General features: G+C 69.7%; 19 protein-coding genes. 15 read left to right on the top strand and 4 right to left on the bottom strand.

All coding sequences use genetic code 11. The features are described from left to right. The 10 genes from IPZ69_RS42900 to IPZ69_RS42855 all read left to right on the top strand — a co-directional run. On the top strand, nucleotides 1-547 hold a 547-nt coding region (locus IPZ69_RS42900), incomplete at its 5' end, for a class E sortase (protein ID WP_235460315.1). 124 nt (nucleotides 548-671) lie between these two features. Then, on the top strand, nucleotides 672-923 hold the full coding sequence (locus IPZ69_RS42895) for a S1 RNA-binding domain-containing protein (protein WP_235460314.1): 252 nt from the start codon (nucleotides 672-674) through the stop codon (nucleotides 921-923). A 259-nt stretch (nucleotides 924-1,182) separates the two neighbouring features. Next, a complete protein-coding gene (locus IPZ69_RS42890) occupies nucleotides 1,183-1,989 on the top strand; it encodes a colicin immunity domain-containing protein (RefSeq protein WP_235460313.1) in 807 nt (268 codons plus the stop codon). Nucleotides 1,990-2,451: 462 nt separating this feature from the next. After that, complete coding sequence (locus IPZ69_RS42885; protein ID WP_308407604.1) at nucleotides 2,452-3,240, top strand: hypothetical protein; 789 nt, start codon at nucleotides 2,452-2,454, stop codon at nucleotides 3,238-3,240. A gap of 223 nt (nucleotides 3,241-3,463) precedes the next feature. Next, nucleotides 3,464-3,775, top strand: a complete 312-nt coding sequence (locus IPZ69_RS42880) for a hypothetical protein (protein ID WP_235460311.1) — start codon at nucleotides 3,464-3,466, stop codon at nucleotides 3,773-3,775. 13 nt (nucleotides 3,776-3,788) lie between these two features. Further along, nucleotides 3,789-8,129, top strand: a complete 4,341-nt coding sequence (locus tag IPZ69_RS42875) for a DUF6531 domain-containing protein (RefSeq protein ID WP_235460310.1) — start codon at nucleotides 3,789-3,791, stop codon at nucleotides 8,127-8,129. Beyond that, nucleotides 8,129-8,392, top strand: a complete 264-nt coding sequence (locus IPZ69_RS42870; protein ID WP_235460309.1) for a DNA-binding protein — start codon at nucleotides 8,129-8,131, stop codon at nucleotides 8,390-8,392. Before IPZ69_RS42875 ends, IPZ69_RS42870 begins: the two co-directional genes overlap by 1 nt. Before the next feature lie 63 nt (nucleotides 8,393-8,455). Next, a complete protein-coding gene (locus IPZ69_RS42865) occupies nucleotides 8,456-8,989 on the top strand; it encodes a hypothetical protein (protein WP_235460316.1) in 534 nt (177 codons plus the stop codon). 16 nt (nucleotides 8,990-9,005) lie between these two features. Beyond that, on the top strand, nucleotides 9,006-9,479 hold the full coding sequence (locus tag IPZ69_RS42860) for an Imm50 family immunity protein (RefSeq protein ID WP_235460308.1): 474 nt from the start codon (nucleotides 9,006-9,008) through the stop codon (nucleotides 9,477-9,479). Further along, complete coding sequence (locus IPZ69_RS42855) at nucleotides 9,469-9,792, top strand: hypothetical protein (protein ID WP_235460307.1); 324 nt, start codon at nucleotides 9,469-9,471, stop codon at nucleotides 9,790-9,792. Before IPZ69_RS42860 ends, IPZ69_RS42855 begins: the two co-directional genes overlap by 11 nt. A gap of 17 nt (nucleotides 9,793-9,809) precedes the next feature. Here IPZ69_RS42855 and IPZ69_RS42850 read toward each other — a convergent pair whose 3' ends face one another. Beyond that, a complete protein-coding gene (locus IPZ69_RS42850) occupies nucleotides 9,810-11,198 on the bottom strand; it encodes an MFS transporter (protein WP_235460306.1) in 1,389 nt (462 codons plus the stop codon). Nucleotides 11,199-11,350: 152 nt separating this feature from the next. Here IPZ69_RS42850 and IPZ69_RS42845 point away from each other — a divergent pair, with 152 nt between their 5' ends. The 4 genes from IPZ69_RS42845 to IPZ69_RS42830 all read left to right on the top strand — a co-directional run bounded on the left by IPZ69_RS42845 (nucleotide 11,351) and on the right by IPZ69_RS42830 (nucleotide 14,076). Further along, a complete protein-coding gene (locus IPZ69_RS42845) occupies nucleotides 11,351-11,878 on the top strand; it encodes a winged helix-turn-helix transcriptional regulator (RefSeq protein ID WP_268835771.1) in 528 nt (175 codons plus the stop codon). 65 nt (nucleotides 11,879-11,943) lie between these two features. After that, complete coding sequence (locus IPZ69_RS42840) at nucleotides 11,944-12,261, top strand: DUF6412 domain-containing protein (protein WP_235460304.1); 318 nt, start codon at nucleotides 11,944-11,946, stop codon at nucleotides 12,259-12,261. A gap of 105 nt (nucleotides 12,262-12,366) precedes the next feature. Then, nucleotides 12,367-13,098, top strand: coding sequence for a membrane protein insertase YidC (gene yidC / locus IPZ69_RS42835; RefSeq protein WP_235460303.1), 732 nt, complete (start codon nucleotides 12,367-12,369; stop codon nucleotides 13,096-13,098). 120 nt (nucleotides 13,099-13,218) lie between these two features. Further along, nucleotides 13,219-14,076, top strand: coding sequence for a fumarylacetoacetate hydrolase family protein (locus IPZ69_RS42830; protein ID WP_235460302.1), 858 nt, complete (start codon nucleotides 13,219-13,221; stop codon nucleotides 14,074-14,076). A 131-nt stretch (nucleotides 14,077-14,207) separates the two neighbouring features. Here the strand turns inward: IPZ69_RS42830 and IPZ69_RS42825 are convergent, their stop codons facing one another. From IPZ69_RS42825 to IPZ69_RS42815, 3 genes are all read right to left on the bottom strand, one after another. Then, the gene (locus tag IPZ69_RS42825) at nucleotides 14,208-15,083 is read right to left on the bottom strand and encodes an LLM class F420-dependent oxidoreductase (RefSeq protein WP_235460301.1); all 876 of its coding nucleotides are present in this window, start codon (nucleotides 15,081-15,083) and stop codon (nucleotides 14,208-14,210) included. A 140-nt stretch (nucleotides 15,084-15,223) separates the two neighbouring features. Continuing rightward, nucleotides 15,224-15,724, bottom strand: a complete 501-nt coding sequence (locus IPZ69_RS42820) for a heme-degrading domain-containing protein (RefSeq protein ID WP_235460300.1) — start codon at nucleotides 15,722-15,724, stop codon at nucleotides 15,224-15,226. Then, a complete protein-coding gene (locus tag IPZ69_RS42815) occupies nucleotides 15,724-16,794 on the bottom strand; it encodes a Gfo/Idh/MocA family protein (protein WP_235460299.1) in 1,071 nt (356 codons plus the stop codon). Before IPZ69_RS42815 ends, IPZ69_RS42820 begins: the two co-directional genes overlap by 1 nt. 48 nt (nucleotides 16,795-16,842) lie before the next feature. On the opposite strand from IPZ69_RS42815, the gene IPZ69_RS42810 reads away from it, so the two are divergent. After that, nucleotides 16,843-17,881 (top strand): ROK family transcriptional regulator (locus tag IPZ69_RS42810; RefSeq protein WP_374295841.1); only part of this gene is annotated, 1,039 nt, incomplete at its 3' end.

Genomic DNA, 17,881 nt, shown 5'->3' with positions numbered 1-17,881 from the left:
GTCCCCGACGGGGTCGTCGTCCCCGTCCCCTGGTACGGGGGTGGCCGCGCGGCAGCGGTCGTACGTCCCCGTCGGCTCAACCCGGCCGCGCGGCTCCCAGGCGTACGCCATCCTGACCATCCCCCGCCTGCACCTTCGGGTGCCGGTCGCGGAGGGCGTGAGCAAGCCGAACGTCCTGAACAGGGGGTACGTCGGCCACTACCCCGGCACCCAACAGCCGGGCCAGGCAGGCAACTTCGCCGTCGCCGGCCACCGCAACACCCATGGCGAGCCGTTCCGGTACCTCCCGCGGCTGCGGCCCCGGGACGTCGTCGAGGTCGAGACGCGGTCGGCGACGTACACGTACACCGTCGACAAGATCCTCCCGCAGACCTCGTCCCGCGACTCCGGCGTGATACGTCCCGTACCGCACTCCGTCGTGAGACGCGCCTACGGCTACGACGACCCCGGCTACTACATCACCCTCACCACCTGCACGCCGGAGTTCACGTCCCGGTATCGGATGGTGGTGTGGGGGAAGCTGACTTCGATGCGGCCTCGGTCGTAGTCAGTCTTTGCTTGCCTTTGGGTCCGCCCATACCTTCCGCACGACCCCTCTCCCTAGTGTCGGAGGGTTGGCATCTGCACGGAGTGAAGTGCGTGCGTGTACGAGGGAGTTACGGGGCGGCTCAATGGTCAAGGACCATCAGGAGTTCGACGCCACAGTCACCCGGGTCAGTCCGGTCGGGGTTGTAGTGGACATCGGAGGTGCTGACGGTTTCATCGACCTCAGAAAGCACCCGTCCTGGTGGAATGACGCCGAGCCCCCGTCGGTTGGCGACCGACTGCACGTGGTCGTTCTGGACGACTCGCGAACCCCACCCCGTCTGAGCGCGCTCGAGGAAGACATCCGGATCGCGCGGCGCACAAGAGGCGAAGGTTGAAGCGTGTGCCGACCCCGGTGCAACGCCTCGATGAGATGATCCCTGCTCGTGCTCCGTGTCGACCGCGCGACTGGACGGCGGTCGAGCGACAACTCGGGACACCTCTGTCGGGCGGCGGAGTACCGATACGGGACTACAACCTGCTCGACCAGGCCAGGGAGCGTACTGCCATGGGTCTGCGTCGAGGAGAGCGGCGCGAATCTGTAGTGGTTGCGGCCCCAGGGGCAGACGCCTAGTAGACGGAGCAGAACGGCAGCCCATGAACGACAGCAGCCTGGTTAACCTCGTCCTCTCCGGACCGCGATCCTTCAAGCCCGAGTGGATCGCAGAGGGGAGTAAGCAGGTTGTACCGCTGGCCTCCCACTCACGCATGGACGAGCACCTCGCCGATCGGTTGACCGCAGGAGTCAGGCAGGCGGGACACACGTACGTCGTCGCGAGCCGCTTGAGTGATGTCGGCAGCGATCGAGCGGAGATCGAGATCCCCTCGACTCGGGAGCGCATGCTCCAATTCCCTTGGTGCGATGAGAGCTTCCTGGTCGCCCTCCCCGATCTCGCGGGTGCGCTGCTTGTGACGACCGAAGGCTATTCCTTGATCGCCGGGACCGGCGCCTTCCTCAGGTACAGCATCCCCGAAGGGGTTGACCAGGCGATCGTCGACTTCAAGAGGTACGCGAAGCGTGTCGGCCGAAACCATCCGACTGCGGTCGAGGTCTCGATGGCGTTCCGGCCGCACCAGGTGGCGTGGGCGTCGAAGAGTGATGTCGCCGCTGGATCCGCCACCGCGGAACAGGTGTCGCTCATGGAGTCCCTGGTGGCCGGCCGGATCAGTGCGGAGGAGTTCGCGCAGTCATGGCTGAGCGCTCGACGCCGAGCCCTGGAGCGACGTGAGCGTTTGCGGGAGCCGTTTTCGAGGATTCTCGACCAGGTCTTCTACGCACTCGACGATTACGTCATCGATCCCGGGCTTCGAGACCCGGACGACATGACGAACGAACAGCTGCACGCAATCGTCCGTGAGCACCTGGATGAGCTCGACGTCCTCGATCGCCGCGCTGTCTCCTGATCGGCTCGGGTGGATCGGGGCCGCCGGTCGCGGACGAGGGAGAAGCGGCGCATCTGCACCATCACCGCGAACGGTTGGAGCGAGTCGTACGCCTACGACTCCGCGGGCAGCCAGACCGCAGCCCACTGGCTGGACATGGCGCCCCACTTCGAAGCGCGTGGCCCACGACCGCGGTGCCCGGTTGGTCCAGTCGGTCCTGATGCAATCGTCGTGATACCAAGGATGACCATGACCCGTACCACTCCACCGCGTCCTCTGGACATAGAGGCGGAGTTCCCCGAACTGGCCGGCTTCCGGAAGGTCTGCACTCGGCTCCATCCGCGTCCCGGGGCGCCGAAGCCCGATCAGAGTTCTGTGGGCGGGCCGCTCCTGTGGCCCGCCGACGAGACATGGCCGGTCTGCCGGGAGCCGCACCGCCGTGATCGCGGGAGGCGCGTCGAGGACGTCCGCGAGGAGCGTCGGGTGCTCGCGGAAACCTGGCGTCGGGGCGGCTCGGGTCCCACGGACGAGGAGCGGCGCATCCTGACGGAACTCGGCCGCGAGCACCAGGTGCCTGAACTCGGCGGCAACGCCCCCATTCCCCTGCTGCCGTTGGCCCAACTGTTCGCGCGGGAAGTTTCCGGACTAGTGATGCCCGAGGGGCGCGATCTCCTTCAGGTGCTGTGGTGCCCGTTCGACGGGCATGGTTCGCCGCCCTGTCCGCGGGTCCACCTGGTGTGGCGCACTTCGGCCGACGTCGGCGAGATCCTGGCCGAACCGGCGTGTCCTGCCGTCGTCGGTGACGAGGACTACGTACCGGAACCTTGTGCCCTCGCCCCGGAGCAGGTGACGGAGCACGAGTGGGGTGAACTGCTCCCTGAAGGACTGCGGCGGCGCATCGAGGAGTGGGAGGAGGCGCTGTGGGAGGAAGCCGAGGAAGACGCCGACGATGAGGATGAGCCCGTGTCCTACGACGGTGACCTCTCCATCGCTCCCGGCTGGAAGGTCGGCGGTCACGCGGCGTGGGGCGTGACCGGCCCCGATGAGTTCCTCTGCTCGTGCGGGAGCTCCATGGGTCTTCTGCTGACCATCGCCTCGGCTGAGTGGGGAGGCGATCGGGGCAGCTGGACTCCGATCGAGGACCTCTCGCTGATCGGCCGGCACGGCGTGAACACCCCCACCCAGGTGCGGATCGGTCGAGGCGGTCACCTCGATGTCTTCGTGTGCTCCGTCGACCCGACCCATGACCACAAGCTCAGCTTTCAGGGGTGAGGAACGCGACGCCGGTCGATCAGCAGGAACCGATGTAGCGGAGGGTCTGCTGGGCGCCTGAGCAGGGAAGCTGGCGTCGATGCGGCCTCGGTCGTAGTCAGTCTTTGCTTGCCTTTGGGTCCGCCCATACCTTCCGCATAACCCCTCTCCCTAGTGTCGGAGGGTTGGCATGTGCACAGAGCGAAGTGCGTGCGCGTACGGGGAAGTTACGGGGGCGGGTCTCATGTCTGACTTGGCGAAGGAAGCCGCGTCGATGCACAAGGCGGCGTCGGGGCTGCGGACGGTGGGGCATCACACGACGAAGCCGCTGGCGGAGTTCAAGGAGCAGCAGCACCACCTGAAGGCGCTGGGGGCGCTGGGGTCGTTGCTGGGTGCGAAGGACGAGATAGAGAAGGGCATGACCACTCTGTCCAAGCTGACCAAGCAGCTGGAGGAGGAGTGGGAGGCGGAGGCGAAGCTGATCGGAGAGGTGTCCGACGCCTTCGATCTGCTGGACCTTCTGCTGGCGGCCGCGGCCCGGGCGAAGAAGGGCTGAACGGCGCACAGTCATGGTGGATCTCAACCCGCTGCACTACGTCAACAAGTTCAACCACATGTTCGGCGACTCGATCGCCAGCGGTCTGGAGTTTCTGGGGATCTCGGATCCGGCGGTGGATCCGGACGGGGTCCGGGAGATCGCGAAGAAGTGGCGGCATCTGGCGAAGGGGCTGGAGGACGCGTCGTCGGCCGCCGAGCGTGCGCTGTCGGGGGTGGAGTGGGAGGGGAAGGCGGCCAAGGCCTTCCACAAGCGGAACAAGTCGGCCCGCAAGAACGCGAGCGAGATGGCGCACTCGCTGCGGGAGGGCGCGAAGGCGCTGGACGACTTCGCGGACAAGGCGCACGAGATGCTGTCCGAGATCGGCGTGATGCTCGCGGAGATCGCCGAGTTCGAGATCGCGGGGCTTGCGCTGTCGATCCTCACCGCTGGTGCCTCGGAGGTGGCCTCGAACCTGATGGCCGGCGAGCGGGCGCTGAAGGTCGTGGCGCTGGTCGGGCGGATCGAGGAGGAGGGTACGGCGCTCGGGTCCGTGGTGCGCGGGGTGATGGAGGTCATCCGGGGCGTGGAGCGGGCGTTGAAGGCGCTGAAGGAGATCCGCGGTGTCGCCGAGGTGGGCAGGATGGCGGCCGAGGGGGCGAAGTTCTCGGCGTTCGAGACGCTGCTGAAGGATCCCGGCGCGTTCAAGGACCCGGACAAGCTGGCCGGGATCCTCACCGAGGGCGCGTTGATGGGCGTCGGTTTCGGGGTGCTGGGCAAGGCGCTCGGCAAGGGGCTGAAGGCGCTCAAGCCCAGCCAGTTGGCCGAGCTGGCCAAGGGGATGAAGCTCAACTGCGCCGCCTTCGAGCGCCTCAAGCTGAACCCGGCCTTCGACAAGCTGCCGGCGTCGGTCCGCAACATGGTCAAGAAGTTCGTACGGGACCCGATCGACGTGGCCACCGGTGACATGTCGCTGCCGCGCACCGATGTGACCCTGCCCGGCGTGCTCCCGCTGATCCTCGAACGCACACACCTGTCGTCGTACCGGTGGGGAGGCTGGTTCGGCCCGTCATGGGCGTCGACCCTTGACCAGCGCGTCCAGGCCGACGACGACGGTTTCGTCTACGCGACCGCCGACGGTGCCCGCCTCTGCTTCCCGCGCCCGGACGCCGAGACCGGCGAGCCTGTCCGTCCGGACACGCCCGGCTCCCGCCTCACCCTCTCCTGGGACACGGAGACCGACGGCGGCATACGCGTCACCGACCCCGACGCGGGTCTGACGTACGTCTTCCACAGCCCCGTCGCGGCCGCGGCCGACACCGCCGTCGACCTGCCCCTGCAGTACATCCAGGACCGCAACGGCAACCGCATCACCATCGAGTACGACGAGGGTGACGTTCCCGGAGCGGTGGTCCACTCCGGTGGCTACCGCATCGCCCTCGACCACGACCATGCCCGCTCCCGCCTCACGGGGCTGCGCCTGATCGACCCCGCCCACCCGGACCGGCCCGGCACCACGCTGCTCACCTTCACCTACGACGAGCGGGGCCACCTGGTCGAGGAGATCAACTCCTCCGGCCTGCCGATGCGTTACACCTATGACGCCGAGGGCCGCATCACGTCGTGGACCGATCGGAACGGCACCACCTACTGGTACGAGTACGACGACCGGGGCCGCGTCATCGCCACCGGCGGCACGGGCAACGCCCTCGCCTCCACCCTCACCTACGACGACGCAACCCGCACCACCCGGGTCACCGACTCGCTCGGCCATGCCCGGGTCTACGAACACAACGAGAACCTGCGTCTGATCCGGGAGACCGACCCGCTCGGGCACGTCACGAGCCAGGAGTGGAACGAGGACCTGCGCCTCGTGGCCGTCACCGACCCAGCGGGGTTCAGCACCCGGTACGGCTACGACCAGCGAGGTCACCTCGTCCGGGTCGTACGCCCAGACGAAGGCGAGGTGAGGTCCGAGTACAACGAGTGGGGCCTCCCCACGCTGGTCGTGAACGCGGACGAGGCACGGTGGATTCAGGAGTACGACGGTTTCGGCAACCTGACCGCCGTCACCGATCCCGCCGACCGGACCACGAGTTTCGTCTACGACGGATGCGGTGGCCTGCGGCGTGTCACCGATGCCCTTGGCCACACCACCGAGGTGCGGAACGATGCGGCGGGTCTGCCGATCGAGGTCAGGGACGCGCTGGGAGGGGCGAGCGCGTATGAACGCGACGGCTTCGGGCGCCCCGTCCGGCTGACGGATCCCGTGGGCGCGGTGACCCGCATGGAGTGGACGGTCGAGGGCAGGCCGGCCCGCCGGGTGGCGCCCGACGGCTCGGCGGAGACGTGGCTCTACGACGGTGAGGGCAATTGCACGCACCACACCGACGCGGCCGGGGGTGTCACCCGGTTCGAGTACACCTACTTCGATTCGGTGTCGGCCCGCACCGGCCCGGACGGAGCGCGTCACGAGTTCACGTACGATCCTGAACTCCGGCTTGTTCGAGTGCTCAACGCACAAGGTCTGACTTGGGACTACGAGTACGACCCCGCAGGCAGGCTGGTCCGGGAGTCCGACTTCGACGCACGGGTGCAGCGATATCGGTACGACTCGGAGGGGCGCCTTGCCGAGCATGTCACGCCCCTTGACGAGACGATCCGGTTCGAGCGGGACTCCATGGGGCGGCCGCTGCGCAAGGACGCTGCAGGGCGGATCACGAATTTCGCCTACGACCTGGCAGGTCGGCTGGTCCATGCCTCATGTCCGGACGCGGTCGTGGACATCGTGCGCGACGCGACCGGCCAGGTGGTGTCGGAAACCGTCAATGGGCGGGCCGTTGCGTACACGTACGACGGGTTGGGCCGGCGCGCGAGCCGTACGACTCCGTCCGGCGCGGTCAGCTCGTGGGAGTACGACGCGGTGGGCAACCCCATCCGTCTCACCGCGTCGGGGAAGGTGCTGACGTTCGAGCGCGATGCGGCGGGGCGTGAAGTGGAACGGCAGGTGGGCCGACACGTCCGGCTCGCCCATACCTTCGACGGACTCGGGCGACTGAGCGCCCAATTGACCATGGGCGCCAATGGCCGTGTGGTTCAGGAGCGGTCCTATGTCTATCGCGAGGACGGATTCGTCGCGAGTGTCATCGATCAGCTGAACGGTACCCGTCTCTACGCTCTGGACCCGATAGGCAGAGTGACAGGTGTCCAGGCGGACGGATGGCAGGAAACCTATGCCTACGACCAGGCAGGCAACGTGGCGCACGCATCCTGGCCGGAGCGGCACCCCGGTCATGAGGCGCGGGGGACGCGCGAGTACACGGGGAACCGCATCATCCGCGCGGGAGCCATGCGTTACGAGCACGACGGTGCGGGCCGTTTGCGCCTGAGCCAGCAGACCCGTCTCTCGCGGAAGCCGGACACCTGGCGCTTCGAGTGGAACGCCGAGAATCAGCTGACCACGGTCAGCACGCCCGACGGAACCGAGTGGCGCTACCGGTACGACCCGCTGGGGCGCCGGATCGCGAAGGCGCGTATGGCGGCTCCGGGTGGGGACGCGGTGGTCGAGCAGATCGACTTCATCTGGGACGGGGACACCCTCTGCGAGGAGACGACCAGGGCCGTCGACCTGCCGCACCTGGTCGTACTCACCTGGGATCACGACGACCTGCACCCCGTGGCGCAGACCGAACGGATCGCCGCTGCCGGTGACCCGAAGCGAGAGACCGACCGGCGCTTCTTCGCCATCGTCACCGATCTCGTCGGTGCTCCGGCTGAACTGGTCGACGAGCAGGGGCAGATCGCCTGGCGGGCCCGGGCGACATTGTGGGGCGTGACAGGCTGGGCTGCGGACAGCACGGCGTACACACCGCTGCGCTTCCCCGGCCAGTACTACGACCGGGAGACCGGCAACCATTACAACTACTTCCGGTACTACCTCCCCGATGCGGCTCGCTATGCCGCTCCTGACCCGCTGGGTCTCGAACCGGCAGACAACCCGTACGCATATGTCGCGAATCCTCTGTTCTGGATCGACCCGCTGGGCCTGACCCCCTGCCCGAGAACAGCAAACGCCGCGCAGTTGCAGGATTTCTATTCGCAGGTTCAGAAATATGGCAAGGGTGGTTACAAAGAGCTGGCCAACGGGCGGTTCAGATTCTATGGCGAGATCAGTCCGGCACGGAATCCCGGAGAAATGATTGGTCGGCGTCTGGTGCGCGAATGGGATCCCGCGACGGGCGCCAGACGAATCTGGCACGAGACGCTCGACGCGAATGGCCGCGTGAGAATCGTGCGTCCGGACGTGAAGGTGACCGGTGGAAAGAAGGTACACTTCCAATTCGATAGAGACGGTAACTTCACAGGGACGTTCTGATGAATGACGAAGGTTTGGGCGCAGAGATCGGACTCCGCCTGCGCCGCCTCGCCGAGGGTGGAGTCAGCCGTGACGAGGTTGCCGACTGGGCGATGAGCCTCATGGAGTCGGACGCGCCCGAATTGCTCGACGACAGGCTCTGGACCGCACTTGATCGCTTGTCGGGTGCCGACCTCATGGTTGCGGCTGGGCAGTACCTGCACGGGCCGGAGGACTTCGAATCGTGGCTTGCCGAATTCGACGCGTCCGGCGGGAAGTTGTGATCTGGAAGACTTTGGCGTCTTTAAATGTCGCTGGAAATGGCCAGGGAGAGGGAATCCGTGAGGATGAACGTGAGAATGGTCTCGCTTTGTGCGGGTGGCGTTCCCTCCCGGCTCCGAATGCGGGAAGTCCCGGAGCCCCTTCTGCCGGTGCTGGCCGAGGGATGGATGCTCGGGTATCGCGGCGCGCAACTGCTTGGGGCGCTGAGCTCTGGATATCGGCCGGATGATCCGGACGGTTTTGTCGATGTGGTGCAGTTCGAGTCCGCCGTGAACGGGCGCGGAATGACGGATTGGGACCTTCCCCGGGACGGCCGCGAGCGTGGGGTGCGGCTCCTGCGGCGGTCGCTGTCGTATGCCTGTGCCGCGCTGCGGGCGGTTCCGGAGTCCTTCGCCTGGCCCGTATTCGGGTATGTCTCCCTCTCCTGCGGCGGGTTGGAGGACGACATCCTGACGGCCAACGTGACGTTCTGCACGAAGCGCGAGGGGGTCCTGCCTTATGTCGACGACATCGAGTCCTTCGCGCACGAGGCGCTCCTGGAGATTTCCCAGGAGGACGCGATGAAGCTGATGCCCAGGGGCGATCATGAATCGCACTAGGATCGCCCGGTTTCTCGTGAATCCCGAGGTTCTGTGGAACCTCTACGGTGATGTTCCCGACTTGAACGGCGTCAGGATTCGGTCCGTCAATCTCAACTGGCGTGGCCCGACCGTGACGTTGCGGGTCGATCTGCCGTATCCCGCGTCGGCTCCGGACGAGTGGGCCGACGCGGGGATGGACGCCGTGCAGTGTCAGTTCGAGTTCGTGGCGGTGGAGGGGGTCTCCCTGGCGGAGTGGGATCCGCCCGTCGTCGGTGATGTGGAGATGGTTCCGCTGGGGGCCGAGCGGCGCATGCGGGTGATGGTGCGCGGGCGGGGGACCGTCTTGGAGTTCGTGTGCAACGAGTCCGTGGTGGTCAGGCACGTGAGCGCGTTCAAGGCCGGGAGTGATGGAGCGGACAGCGGGCCGCATCTCTTCGTGAGCAAGGTCGATGCCCGGCTGTATGCGTCCGTTCCCGGCACCGACTCGAAGGTCTTCTATGAGCGCTGAGTGGATGCGGCTGCTCGGATCCCATGACTGGGGACTGTTCTACGTTCACATCGATGAGCGCGGAGACTCGGTGACCCTGGGCTTCGAACGCGGGGAGGGCGGCGACGGCTTCGAGTTCTTCGTCGTCTTCACGGGTGTGGACGGGCTCCGGGTCACGGGATGGGGAGCGGCCGAGGCCAAGGAGGTTCAGGTCTCCGTCCTGGACGGTGGGGTCTTCGACGTGCTGCTGGGGTCCCGGGGGTCGGGGATCGCGTTCCGGGCTCCTGCCGCTCGGCTCGGCGAGAGCCGGTCCTGTGCGGCTGGGGGCGCGTAGCGGCCGTCGGTCGTCGTTCAGTTCCGGTCCCGCAACGCCAGCACAGTCCCCGCCCCCACCACCGCCAGCGCCGCCGACACCACGATCGCCACGTTCGTGCCCTGGCCGAGGCCGCCGGAGGAGGACGTGACGAGGGCGATCGTGAGGGCCACGCCCGCGCAGGAGCCGATGTAGCGGAACGTCTGCTGGGCACCGGAGCCCATCGCCGCGCGTGCGACCGGGACCGACTCCACCGCCAGCAGGGGCAGCGCGGCGTTCAGTAGGCCGCTGCCGATGCCGCCGAGGACGAGGCCGGGCAGCAGGCGGGGCCAGGAACCCGCGTCGATCGCGCCGAGCATGGTCAGAGCGCCGCCGGCGTGCAGCAGGAAGCCGATGGCCAGTTGCCGGCGCGGGGTCACGCGGCCCGCGAGGCGCTTGGCCTGCAGGGCCACCCCGAAGGACAGGCCGGACCACAGCAGGAACAGCCAGGCCGTCTGGATCGCGGACAGGTGCAGCGCCTGCTGCAGCACCGCGGGGAGGAAGCTGAACAGACCGAGCACCGCCAGGCCCGTGAACAGGCCGGCCGCCGAGGAGGCCAGGAAGCGGCGGTGGCGCAGCAGGCTCAGGTCGATCATGGGGGTACGGGCCCGCCGCTCCCGCAGTACGAACAGGCCGAGCAGCACCACGGCCGCCGCCAGCAGCAGCCCCACCGGCGCCCGCAGCCAGCCGTCGCGGCCCAGCGTCAGCGCCGCGACCAGCGCCACCAGCGCCGGGCCGAAGGTCAGCGCGCCCAGCAGGTCGGGGCGGCCGCCCCGGGGGGAGCGGGACTCCGTCAGGGGGCGGACACCGAGCCCGGCCACCACCAGCGCCGCCGCGCCGAGGACGGCGTACGCCACCCGCCAGTCGGGCATCGCGCCGGCGACCAGCGGGCCGACCGCGATGCCGCCGCTGACGAAGGCACCCCACACGCCGGTCGCGTGCAGGCGGCCCCGCGGGCTAGGGAAGGCCGTCACCAGCAGGCCCAGGCTGCTCGCCAGGATCGCCGCGCTCGCCGCGCCCTGGGTGATACGGGCCAGGGTGAACAGCCAGGTCGTCGAGGCCAGGCCGCCGAGCGCGGTCGTGACGCCGAGGGCGAGGGTGCCGAGCAGGAAGATCCGGCGGCGGCCGTAGTCGTCGGCCAGGCTGCCGGCCACCAGGAGGAGCGCGGCGAGGCCCAGCGGGGTGCCGTTCAGCAGCCAGGCCTGGGCGGAGAGGGGGGTGTGCAGGGCGGCCACCGTGCCGGGGAGGGTGACCACCGGGGCGGTGTACGTCATGAGGGCGACCGCCGTCGCGGCGCTGGTCAGGGCCAGGGTGGCCCGGGCGTTCGCGGGCGCTTCGGCGTGCCTGTGCCGCACGTCCGCGGTCGTGGCGGTGTCCAGCTGGGGCATGGCTGTCCTTCCGGGACGGTCGGAGCCTCAAGGGCTTCGGGTCATTCGTCGACGAGGCTGAGTTCAGTCATTGAACCTATCCTGCCCTCGTACCGTAGCACCCTAGGTTCAGTGATTGAACCAAGAAGCTCAAAAGCGTTACAGTGGGCCGCATGGCACTGGGCAAGGACTACGCGACGCAGGAATGCTCGATCGCTCGGGCGCTGGAGATCGTCGGCGAGCGCTGGACGCTCCTCGTCGTCCGCGACGCCCTCTACGGCGTCCGGCGCTACAACGACTTCCTCGTCCACCTCGGCGTCCCGCGCGCCGTCCTCTCGGCCCGCCTGAAGACGCTCACCGAGGAGGGGATCCTCGAAAAGCGCCGGTACCAGGAGTCGCCGCCACGGGACGAGTACGTCCTGACCGAGCGCGGGATCGCGCTGTGGCCGGCGCTGCGGGCCCTCGGCCTCTGGGGGCGCGAGCACTTCACGGAGCGCCCGCTGCGCCGCTTCCAGCACGTGAACTGCGGTACCGAACTCGGTCCGTACGGCGAATGCCCCGCCTGCGGAACTTTTGTGCCCGCCGCGGACGTCCTCTCTGTGCCGGGGGAAGGACTCGACCCGGACCCGGCCGACCCGGTCAGCCGGGCGCTCCTCAAGCCCAAGCGGCTGTTGGAGCCCATCGAGATCGAGCATGGGTGAGCGACCGGTAGGTCGGTCCTGATCGACCAGCGGGTCGACCGAGGGTGAGAGGGGAGGGGCGGACGATGATCCGCAGCCGGGGCGTCCTGCGCCCCGCCGCCGTCCTGCTGCTCCTGCTCCTTCAGGTCGCGCTGCTCGACACCGGCACCCTCTCCACCGCCGTCGCGCTCGCGGCGACGGCGACCGCGGCCGCCGCCTCCGCGCTCGCCGCCTGCTCCCTCGTCACCGCGCGCTGCGCGCCCGCCGTGCCGCCCACCCGGGTGCGTACGGCCATCCGCGACCGGGACCGTCGTACGGCCTTCCTGCCGCAACGCGATCCCGACGCCTCGGGGCGGCAGCGACCCCGAGCACCCGGACACGCCCTCCCGGCGACCAGCGCGTAGGGCACCCGATCAGCCAGCCGTGACCCCGCGCGGGTCGTCATGCCGACATTTCACGCACCCAGGTGCACCCACTCCGGCACGACGAGACCCTCGGAGGGCTCACCCATGTCCGTTTTCGCCACGCTTGTCGAGCACCTCGCCGACCTGCTCCAGCCGCTCTTCCACGCCTCCGCGGCGGCCGCCGCGATCGTCCTGTTCACCGCGCTCGTACGGCTCCTCGTGCTGCCGCTCTCCCGGGCCGCCGCCCGCGGCCAGCGCGCCCGGGCCGCACTCCAGCCGAAGATCGCCGAGCTGCGGAAGAAGCACAAGAAGCACCCGGAGAGGCTTCAGAAGGCGGTGCTGGAGCTGCACGCCGAGGAGAAGGTGTCCCCACTGAGCGGGCTGCTGCCGAGCCTGCTCCAACTGCCCGCCTTCTTCCTCCTCTACCACCTGTTCTCCAGCCGGGAGGTCGGCGGCGAGAGCAACGGCCTGCTGACGCACGAGCTGTTCGCCGCGCCCCTCGGCGGACGCTGGGCCGACGCCCTCGGCGACGGCGGGGTCTTCGGGGCGGCCGGGCTCGTGTACCTCGGGCTCTTCGCCGTGGTCGCCGCCGTCGCCAGCTTCAACTACGTCCGTACGAAGCGGATGGCGGCCGCGGGCGGCTCGACGCCGGTTCCCGCCACCGACGAGCAGGTGCCCGGCCTCGCCGCCGTCGGCAAGGTCATGCCCTTCCTGTCGTACGCCACGCTCCTGACCGTGGCCCTGGTGCCGCTGGCCGCCGCGCTGTACGTCGTGACCAGTACGACCTGGAGCGCCGTCGAGCGGGCCGTGCTGTACCGCCCGGCCGCTGCCTCCTGAAGCTACGGTCCAGTACGTGAACGCGGTATTGCGGACTGCACAGCGACCTTGGAGGATCGACCAGTCCTCCGATGGCTGCACCCATCGGTCGGGCGCCCGCTATCAAGGGAGATGGTGACCATGAAGCTGCTGCGCGTCGGTACGGCGGGAGCGGAGCGACCCGCGTTGCTGGACGCCGAGGGGATCCTGCGGGACCTGTCGGGGGTCGTGGACGACATCGACGGGACACTGCTCGCCGACGACGCCGCGCTCGGCCGGGTCCGGGCCGCCGCCGAGGCCGGGGAGCTGCCCCCGCTGGACGCGGCCGGGCTGCGGGTCGGGCCGCCGCTGGGGCGGATCGGCAAGATCGTGTGCATCGGGCTGAACTACCACGACCACGCGCGGGAGACGGGGGCCGAGCCGCCCGCCGAGCCGGTGATCTTCTTCAAGGCGGCGGACACGGTCGTCGGGCCGTACGACACCGTGCTCGTGCCGCGCGGGTCGAGCAAGACCGACTGGGAGGTGGAACTGGCCGTCGTCATCGGACGTACGGCCCGCTATCTGGAGTCGGCGGACGAGGCGCTCGCGCACGTGGCCGGGTACGCGGTCGCGCACGACGTGTCCGAGCGGGAGTTCCAGATCGAGCGCGGCGGCACCTGGGACAAGGGGAAGAACTGCGAGACGTTCAACCCGCTGGGGCCGTGGCTGGTGACCGCGGACGAGGTGCCGGACCCGCAGAACCTGTCGCTGCGGCTCTGGGTCAACGGCGAACTGAAGCAGGACGGGACGACGGCCCAGCAGATCTTCCCGGTCGCGGAAGTCGTGCGGTACGTCAGCCAGTTCATGACGCTGTACCCGGGCGACGTCATCAACACCGGTACGCCGGCCGGGGTCGCGCTGGGACAGCCCGAGCCGAAGCCGTTCCTTCGGGCCGGGGACGTGGTCGAGCTGGAGGTGGCGGGGCTCGGTCGGCAGCGGCAGGAACTCAAGGACGCGTAGGTTTTTTGGCGGTCGGCGCCCAAAGGGGTGGGGGCTGCGCGTGGACGGCGGCTGCGGGTTCGTCGTGGTTCGTCGCGCCCACGCGGCGGAGCCGCATGATGATACGGCCCCGCGCCCCTTGGGGGTTTCACTTACGCCAGCAGGGAAGCGAGCCTTCTCCAGGCTTCGCGGGGCAGGGCGTTGCGGGTGCCGTCGGTTACCACCTGGAGGGCCACGTGGTCCGCGCCCGCCTCGTGGAAGGCCTCGACGCGGGAGCGGATCCTCGTCTCGTCGCCCCAGGCGAAGAAGGTGTCGACCAGACGGTCGCTGCCGCCGTCCAAGAGGTCGTCTTCGGTGAAGCCCAGGCGGAGCCAGGTGTTGGTGTAGTTGGGGAGGGCCAGGTACAGGGCGAGGGTGTCGCGGGCCAGGGCGCGCGCCTTGTCCGGGTCCGTCTCCAGGACGACCTTGAACTCCGGGGCCAGCAGCGCGTCGACGCCGAGGATCTCGCGGGCCTCGGCCGTGTGCTCGGGGGTGACCAGGTAGGGGATCGCGCCGGCCGCGCGGGTGCCGGCCAGCTCCAGGGTCTTCGGGCCGAGGGCGGCCAGCACCCGGCGGTCCGCGGGCACCCCGGCCGCGTCCAGGGCGTCGAGATAGGCGACCAGGGCCGAGTACGGGCGGCGGTACTGGGAAGCGAGCCGGGCGTGGCTGATGCCGAGCCCCAGGACGAAGCGGCCGGGGTGGGCGGCCTCGACCTCGGCGAAGCCCGCCGCGCTCTCGGCGGCCTCGTAGTCCCAGATGCTCTGGATGCTGGTGCCGACGGTGAGCGTCGACGTCGCCTCGATGAGCGGCAGGGCGTGGCGCACGGCGCTGCTGCCACCCAGCCAGGCGGCGCCGTAGCCGAGTTGTTCGAGCTCGGCGGCCGCCTCGGCGATCTCGGCACGCTGGTCCGGGTCCTCCGAGCGCAGTCCGACGCTCCAGATGCCGTAGCGGCCGATGGTGTCCTTCAGACGCCCTGCGCTGTCGCTCATCGGTGGTGAACCCTCCGGTCGGGTGCTGTGCCGTGACGGCGTGACAGCAGTCACAACCGGAGGGTGCCTCAGGATAATCCCCGGTCAGGATCCCCGGCCGGATCCCGGGTCTGGGTCCCCGGTCAGGATCCCCGGCCCGGCTACCCGTCCAGGAACTGCTCCAGCGCCTCCACCACCAAACGATGGTCCTGCAGCTGCGGCAACCCGGAGACGGTGACCGCGCCGATCACGCCCACGCCGAGCACGGCGATCGGGAACGAGCCGCCGTGTGCCGCGTACACGTCGGGGTCGAGGCGGGAGGACTCCTCGAACGTCGTGCCCTTGGCCCGGAAGCGGGCGCCGACCAGGTAGGACGAGGCGTTGTAGCGCTCCACGACGCGGCGCTTGCGGGCGATCCAGGCGTCGTTGTCGGGGGTGGAACCGGGCAGGGCGGCGTGGAAGAGCTGCTGCCCGGCGCGGTGGATGTCGATCGCGACGGGGGCCTGCCGCTCCCGGGCCAGTTCGACGAGGAGCGAGCCGAGGGCCCAGGCGTCGTCGTACGTGAACTGCGTGAGCACCAGGCGGCGTTCCTGCTTCTCCAGCTCCTCGACGGACGGGGTGAGCTCGGGGGCGTACTTCGGGGTGATCTGCGGGTGGTGCATCAGAGGGTCACCGTCACCTTGTCGTGGGCGGAGCGCCGGGCGGCTTCGAGTACGTCGAGGGCGGCGGCCGCCTCAAGGGCGGTCACCGGGTTGGGGCCGGCGCCGGTGAGGGCCCGGGCCACGGCCGCGTAGTACGCGGGGTAGTCGCCGGGCACGGTCGGTACGGGACGGCCGCCGTCGGTCAGCGGGGACTCGCCCGCGCCGAGCCGGCCCCACAGGGCCTCGGGTTCCCCTCCCCAGGCCGGGCCGGGGCGCAGCCCCTCCCGCAGCGCCGCCTCCTGCGGGTCCAGGCCGTACTTCACATAGCCCGCCTCCGAGCCCAGGACCCGGAAACGCGGGCCGAGTTGGGCCGTCGTCGCGGAGACGTACAGGTGCGAGCGGACGCCGCCGGCGTGCGTGAGGGCGATGAAGGTGTCGTCGTCGGTCTCCGCGCTGGGGCGGCGCAGGACCGTCTCGGCGTACACCTCGGTGACCGGGCCGAACAGGACCAGGGCCTGGTCGACGACATGGCTGCCGAGGTCGTACAGCAGACCTCCGATCTCTGCCGGGTCGCCGGACTCCCGCCAGCCGCCCTTGGGCTGCGGCCGCCAGCGCTCGAACCGCGACTCGAACCGCCACACCTCGCCCAGCTCGCCGTCGGCGATCAGTCGGCGCAGGGTCAGGAAGTCGTTGTCCCAGCGGCGGTTCTGGAAGACCGACAGCAGCAGGCCGCGCTCCTCGGCGAGGGCGGCGAGCTCGCGCGCCTCGGCGGCCGTGCCCGCGATCGGCTTGTCGACGACGACCGGCAGGCCCGCCTTGAGGGCGGTGGTCGCGAGCGGGACGTGCGTCCTGTTCGGGGAGGCGATGACGATCAGGTCGAGCTCGTCGGCGCGGTCGAACAGCTCGTCGGGCGTGGCCGCGATCCGGACGTCCGGGAACTCGGCCCGGGCCTGCTCCTGCCGCTCTGGGTTCGAGGTGACCACCGTGTCGAGCGCGAGGCCTTCGGTGGCGGCGATCAGCGGGGCGTGGAAGACGGAGCCCGCGAGGCCGTAGCCGATCAGGCCCACGCGGAGGGGAGTAGCAGCAGTCATGCGTCCCACTTTCGCAACGCTGTTGCCAAAGTGCAAGCGGCAGGGAGAATGGATGGCGTGAACAGGACGAGGAGCGGAAGCGGGCCGACGGGAGCGAATCTGCTCGCCGTGCGCAGTCACAACACGGCGCTGGTGCTCGATCTGCTGCGCGCGGCCGGGACCGAGGGCATCAGCCGGCTCGAACTGGCCGAACGCACCGGGCTCACCCCGCAGGCGGTCAGCAAGATCACCGCGCGGCTGCGGGAGGAGGGGTTCGCGGCCGAGGCCGGGCGGCGGGCGTCCACCGGGGGCAAGCCGCGGACCGTGCTGCGGCTGGTGCCGGAGGCGGGGCACGCGGTGGGGGTGCATCTGGACCGGGACGAACTGCGGGCGGTGCTCTGCGATCTGACCGGGGCGGTCGTACGGGAGAGCCGGGTCGCGCTGGACTTCGGGGCCGGGGCGGAAGCGGTGGTCGAGGGCGCGGGGCGGGCGGTGGAGACCCTGGTGTCCGAGGCGCCGGCGCCGCCGGAGACCCTGCTCGGCGTGGGCGTCGCCTCGCCCGGCCCGCTCGACCACACGAACGGCGTCCTGCATCGGGTCACCGGCTTCCCCGAGTGGGACGGCTTTCCCCTCCGGGACGCGCTCGTCCGGCGGCTCGGGCTGCCCGTCGTGGTCGACAAGGACACGAACGCGGCGGCGCTCGGGCTGGCCGTCGGGGGCGAGGGCGGGTCGTTCGCGTATCTGCATCTCGGTACGGGGCTCGGGGCCGGTCTGGTGATCGGGGGGAGCGTGCACCGCGGGGCGCGGACCGGGGCCGGGGAGTTCGGCCACCAGGTGATTCAGCTGGACGGGCCGGTCTGCGGCTGCGGCGGACGGGGCTGTGTCGAGGCGCTGTGCCTGGCGGCCGTGGGACGCGGCGAGCCGGCCGAGGCCGCGCGGGTGCTGGGCGCGGCGGCGGCGAACCTCGTCGGGCTGCTCGACATCGACCTGATCCTGCTCGGCGGCCGCACGGTGGCCGCCGCGCCGGAGGTCTTCGTACGCGGCGTCGTCGACGTCCTGACGGAACGGGCCCGCCGGGAGGGCGTCCTCGGCGGCCTGGTTCCGGTAC

Source organism: Streptomyces olivochromogenes, from assembly GCF_021538895.1.
Classification (GTDB): Bacteria; Actinomycetota; Actinomycetes; order Streptomycetales; family Streptomycetaceae; genus Streptomyces; species Streptomyces olivochromogenes_A.
This window is presented reverse-complemented; position numbering and strand designations above follow the sequence as displayed.

Coding starts and splice junctions, on each gene's coding strand:
- IPZ69_RS42895 (WP_235460314.1), top strand. CDS start 672: ATGGTCAAGGACCATCAGGAGTTCGACGCCACAGTCACCCGGGTCAGT.
- IPZ69_RS42890 (WP_235460313.1), top strand. CDS start 1,183: ATGAACGACAGCAGCCTGGTTAACCTCGTCCTCTCCGGACCGCGATCC.
- IPZ69_RS42880 (WP_235460311.1), top strand. CDS start 3,464: ATGTCTGACTTGGCGAAGGAAGCCGCGTCGATGCACAAGGCGGCGTCG.
- IPZ69_RS42875 (WP_235460310.1), top strand. CDS start 3,789: ATGGTGGATCTCAACCCGCTGCACTACGTCAACAAGTTCAACCACATG.
- IPZ69_RS42870 (WP_235460309.1), top strand. CDS start 8,129: ATGAATGACGAAGGTTTGGGCGCAGAGATCGGACTCCGCCTGCGCCGC.
- IPZ69_RS42865 (WP_235460316.1), top strand. CDS start 8,456: ATGAACGTGAGAATGGTCTCGCTTTGTGCGGGTGGCGTTCCCTCCCGG.
- IPZ69_RS42855 (WP_235460307.1), top strand. CDS start 9,469: ATGAGCGCTGAGTGGATGCGGCTGCTCGGATCCCATGACTGGGGACTG.
- IPZ69_RS42850 (WP_235460306.1), bottom strand. CDS start 11,198: ATGCCCCAGCTGGACACCGCCACGACCGCGGACGTGCGGCACAGGCAC.
- IPZ69_RS42845 (WP_268835771.1), top strand. CDS start 11,351: ATGGCACTGGGCAAGGACTACGCGACGCAGGAATGCTCGATCGCTCGG.
- IPZ69_RS42840 (WP_235460304.1), top strand. CDS start 11,944: ATGATCCGCAGCCGGGGCGTCCTGCGCCCCGCCGCCGTCCTGCTGCTC.
- yidC (WP_235460303.1), top strand. CDS start 12,367: ATGTCCGTTTTCGCCACGCTTGTCGAGCACCTCGCCGACCTGCTCCAG.
- IPZ69_RS42830 (WP_235460302.1), top strand. CDS start 13,219: ATGAAGCTGCTGCGCGTCGGTACGGCGGGAGCGGAGCGACCCGCGTTG.
- IPZ69_RS42825 (WP_235460301.1), bottom strand. CDS start 15,083: ATGAGCGACAGCGCAGGGCGTCTGAAGGACACCATCGGCCGCTACGGC.
- IPZ69_RS42820 (WP_235460300.1), bottom strand. CDS start 15,724: ATGCACCACCCGCAGATCACCCCGAAGTACGCCCCCGAGCTCACCCCG.
- IPZ69_RS42815 (WP_235460299.1), bottom strand. CDS start 16,794: ATGACTGCTGCTACTCCCCTCCGCGTGGGCCTGATCGGCTACGGCCTC.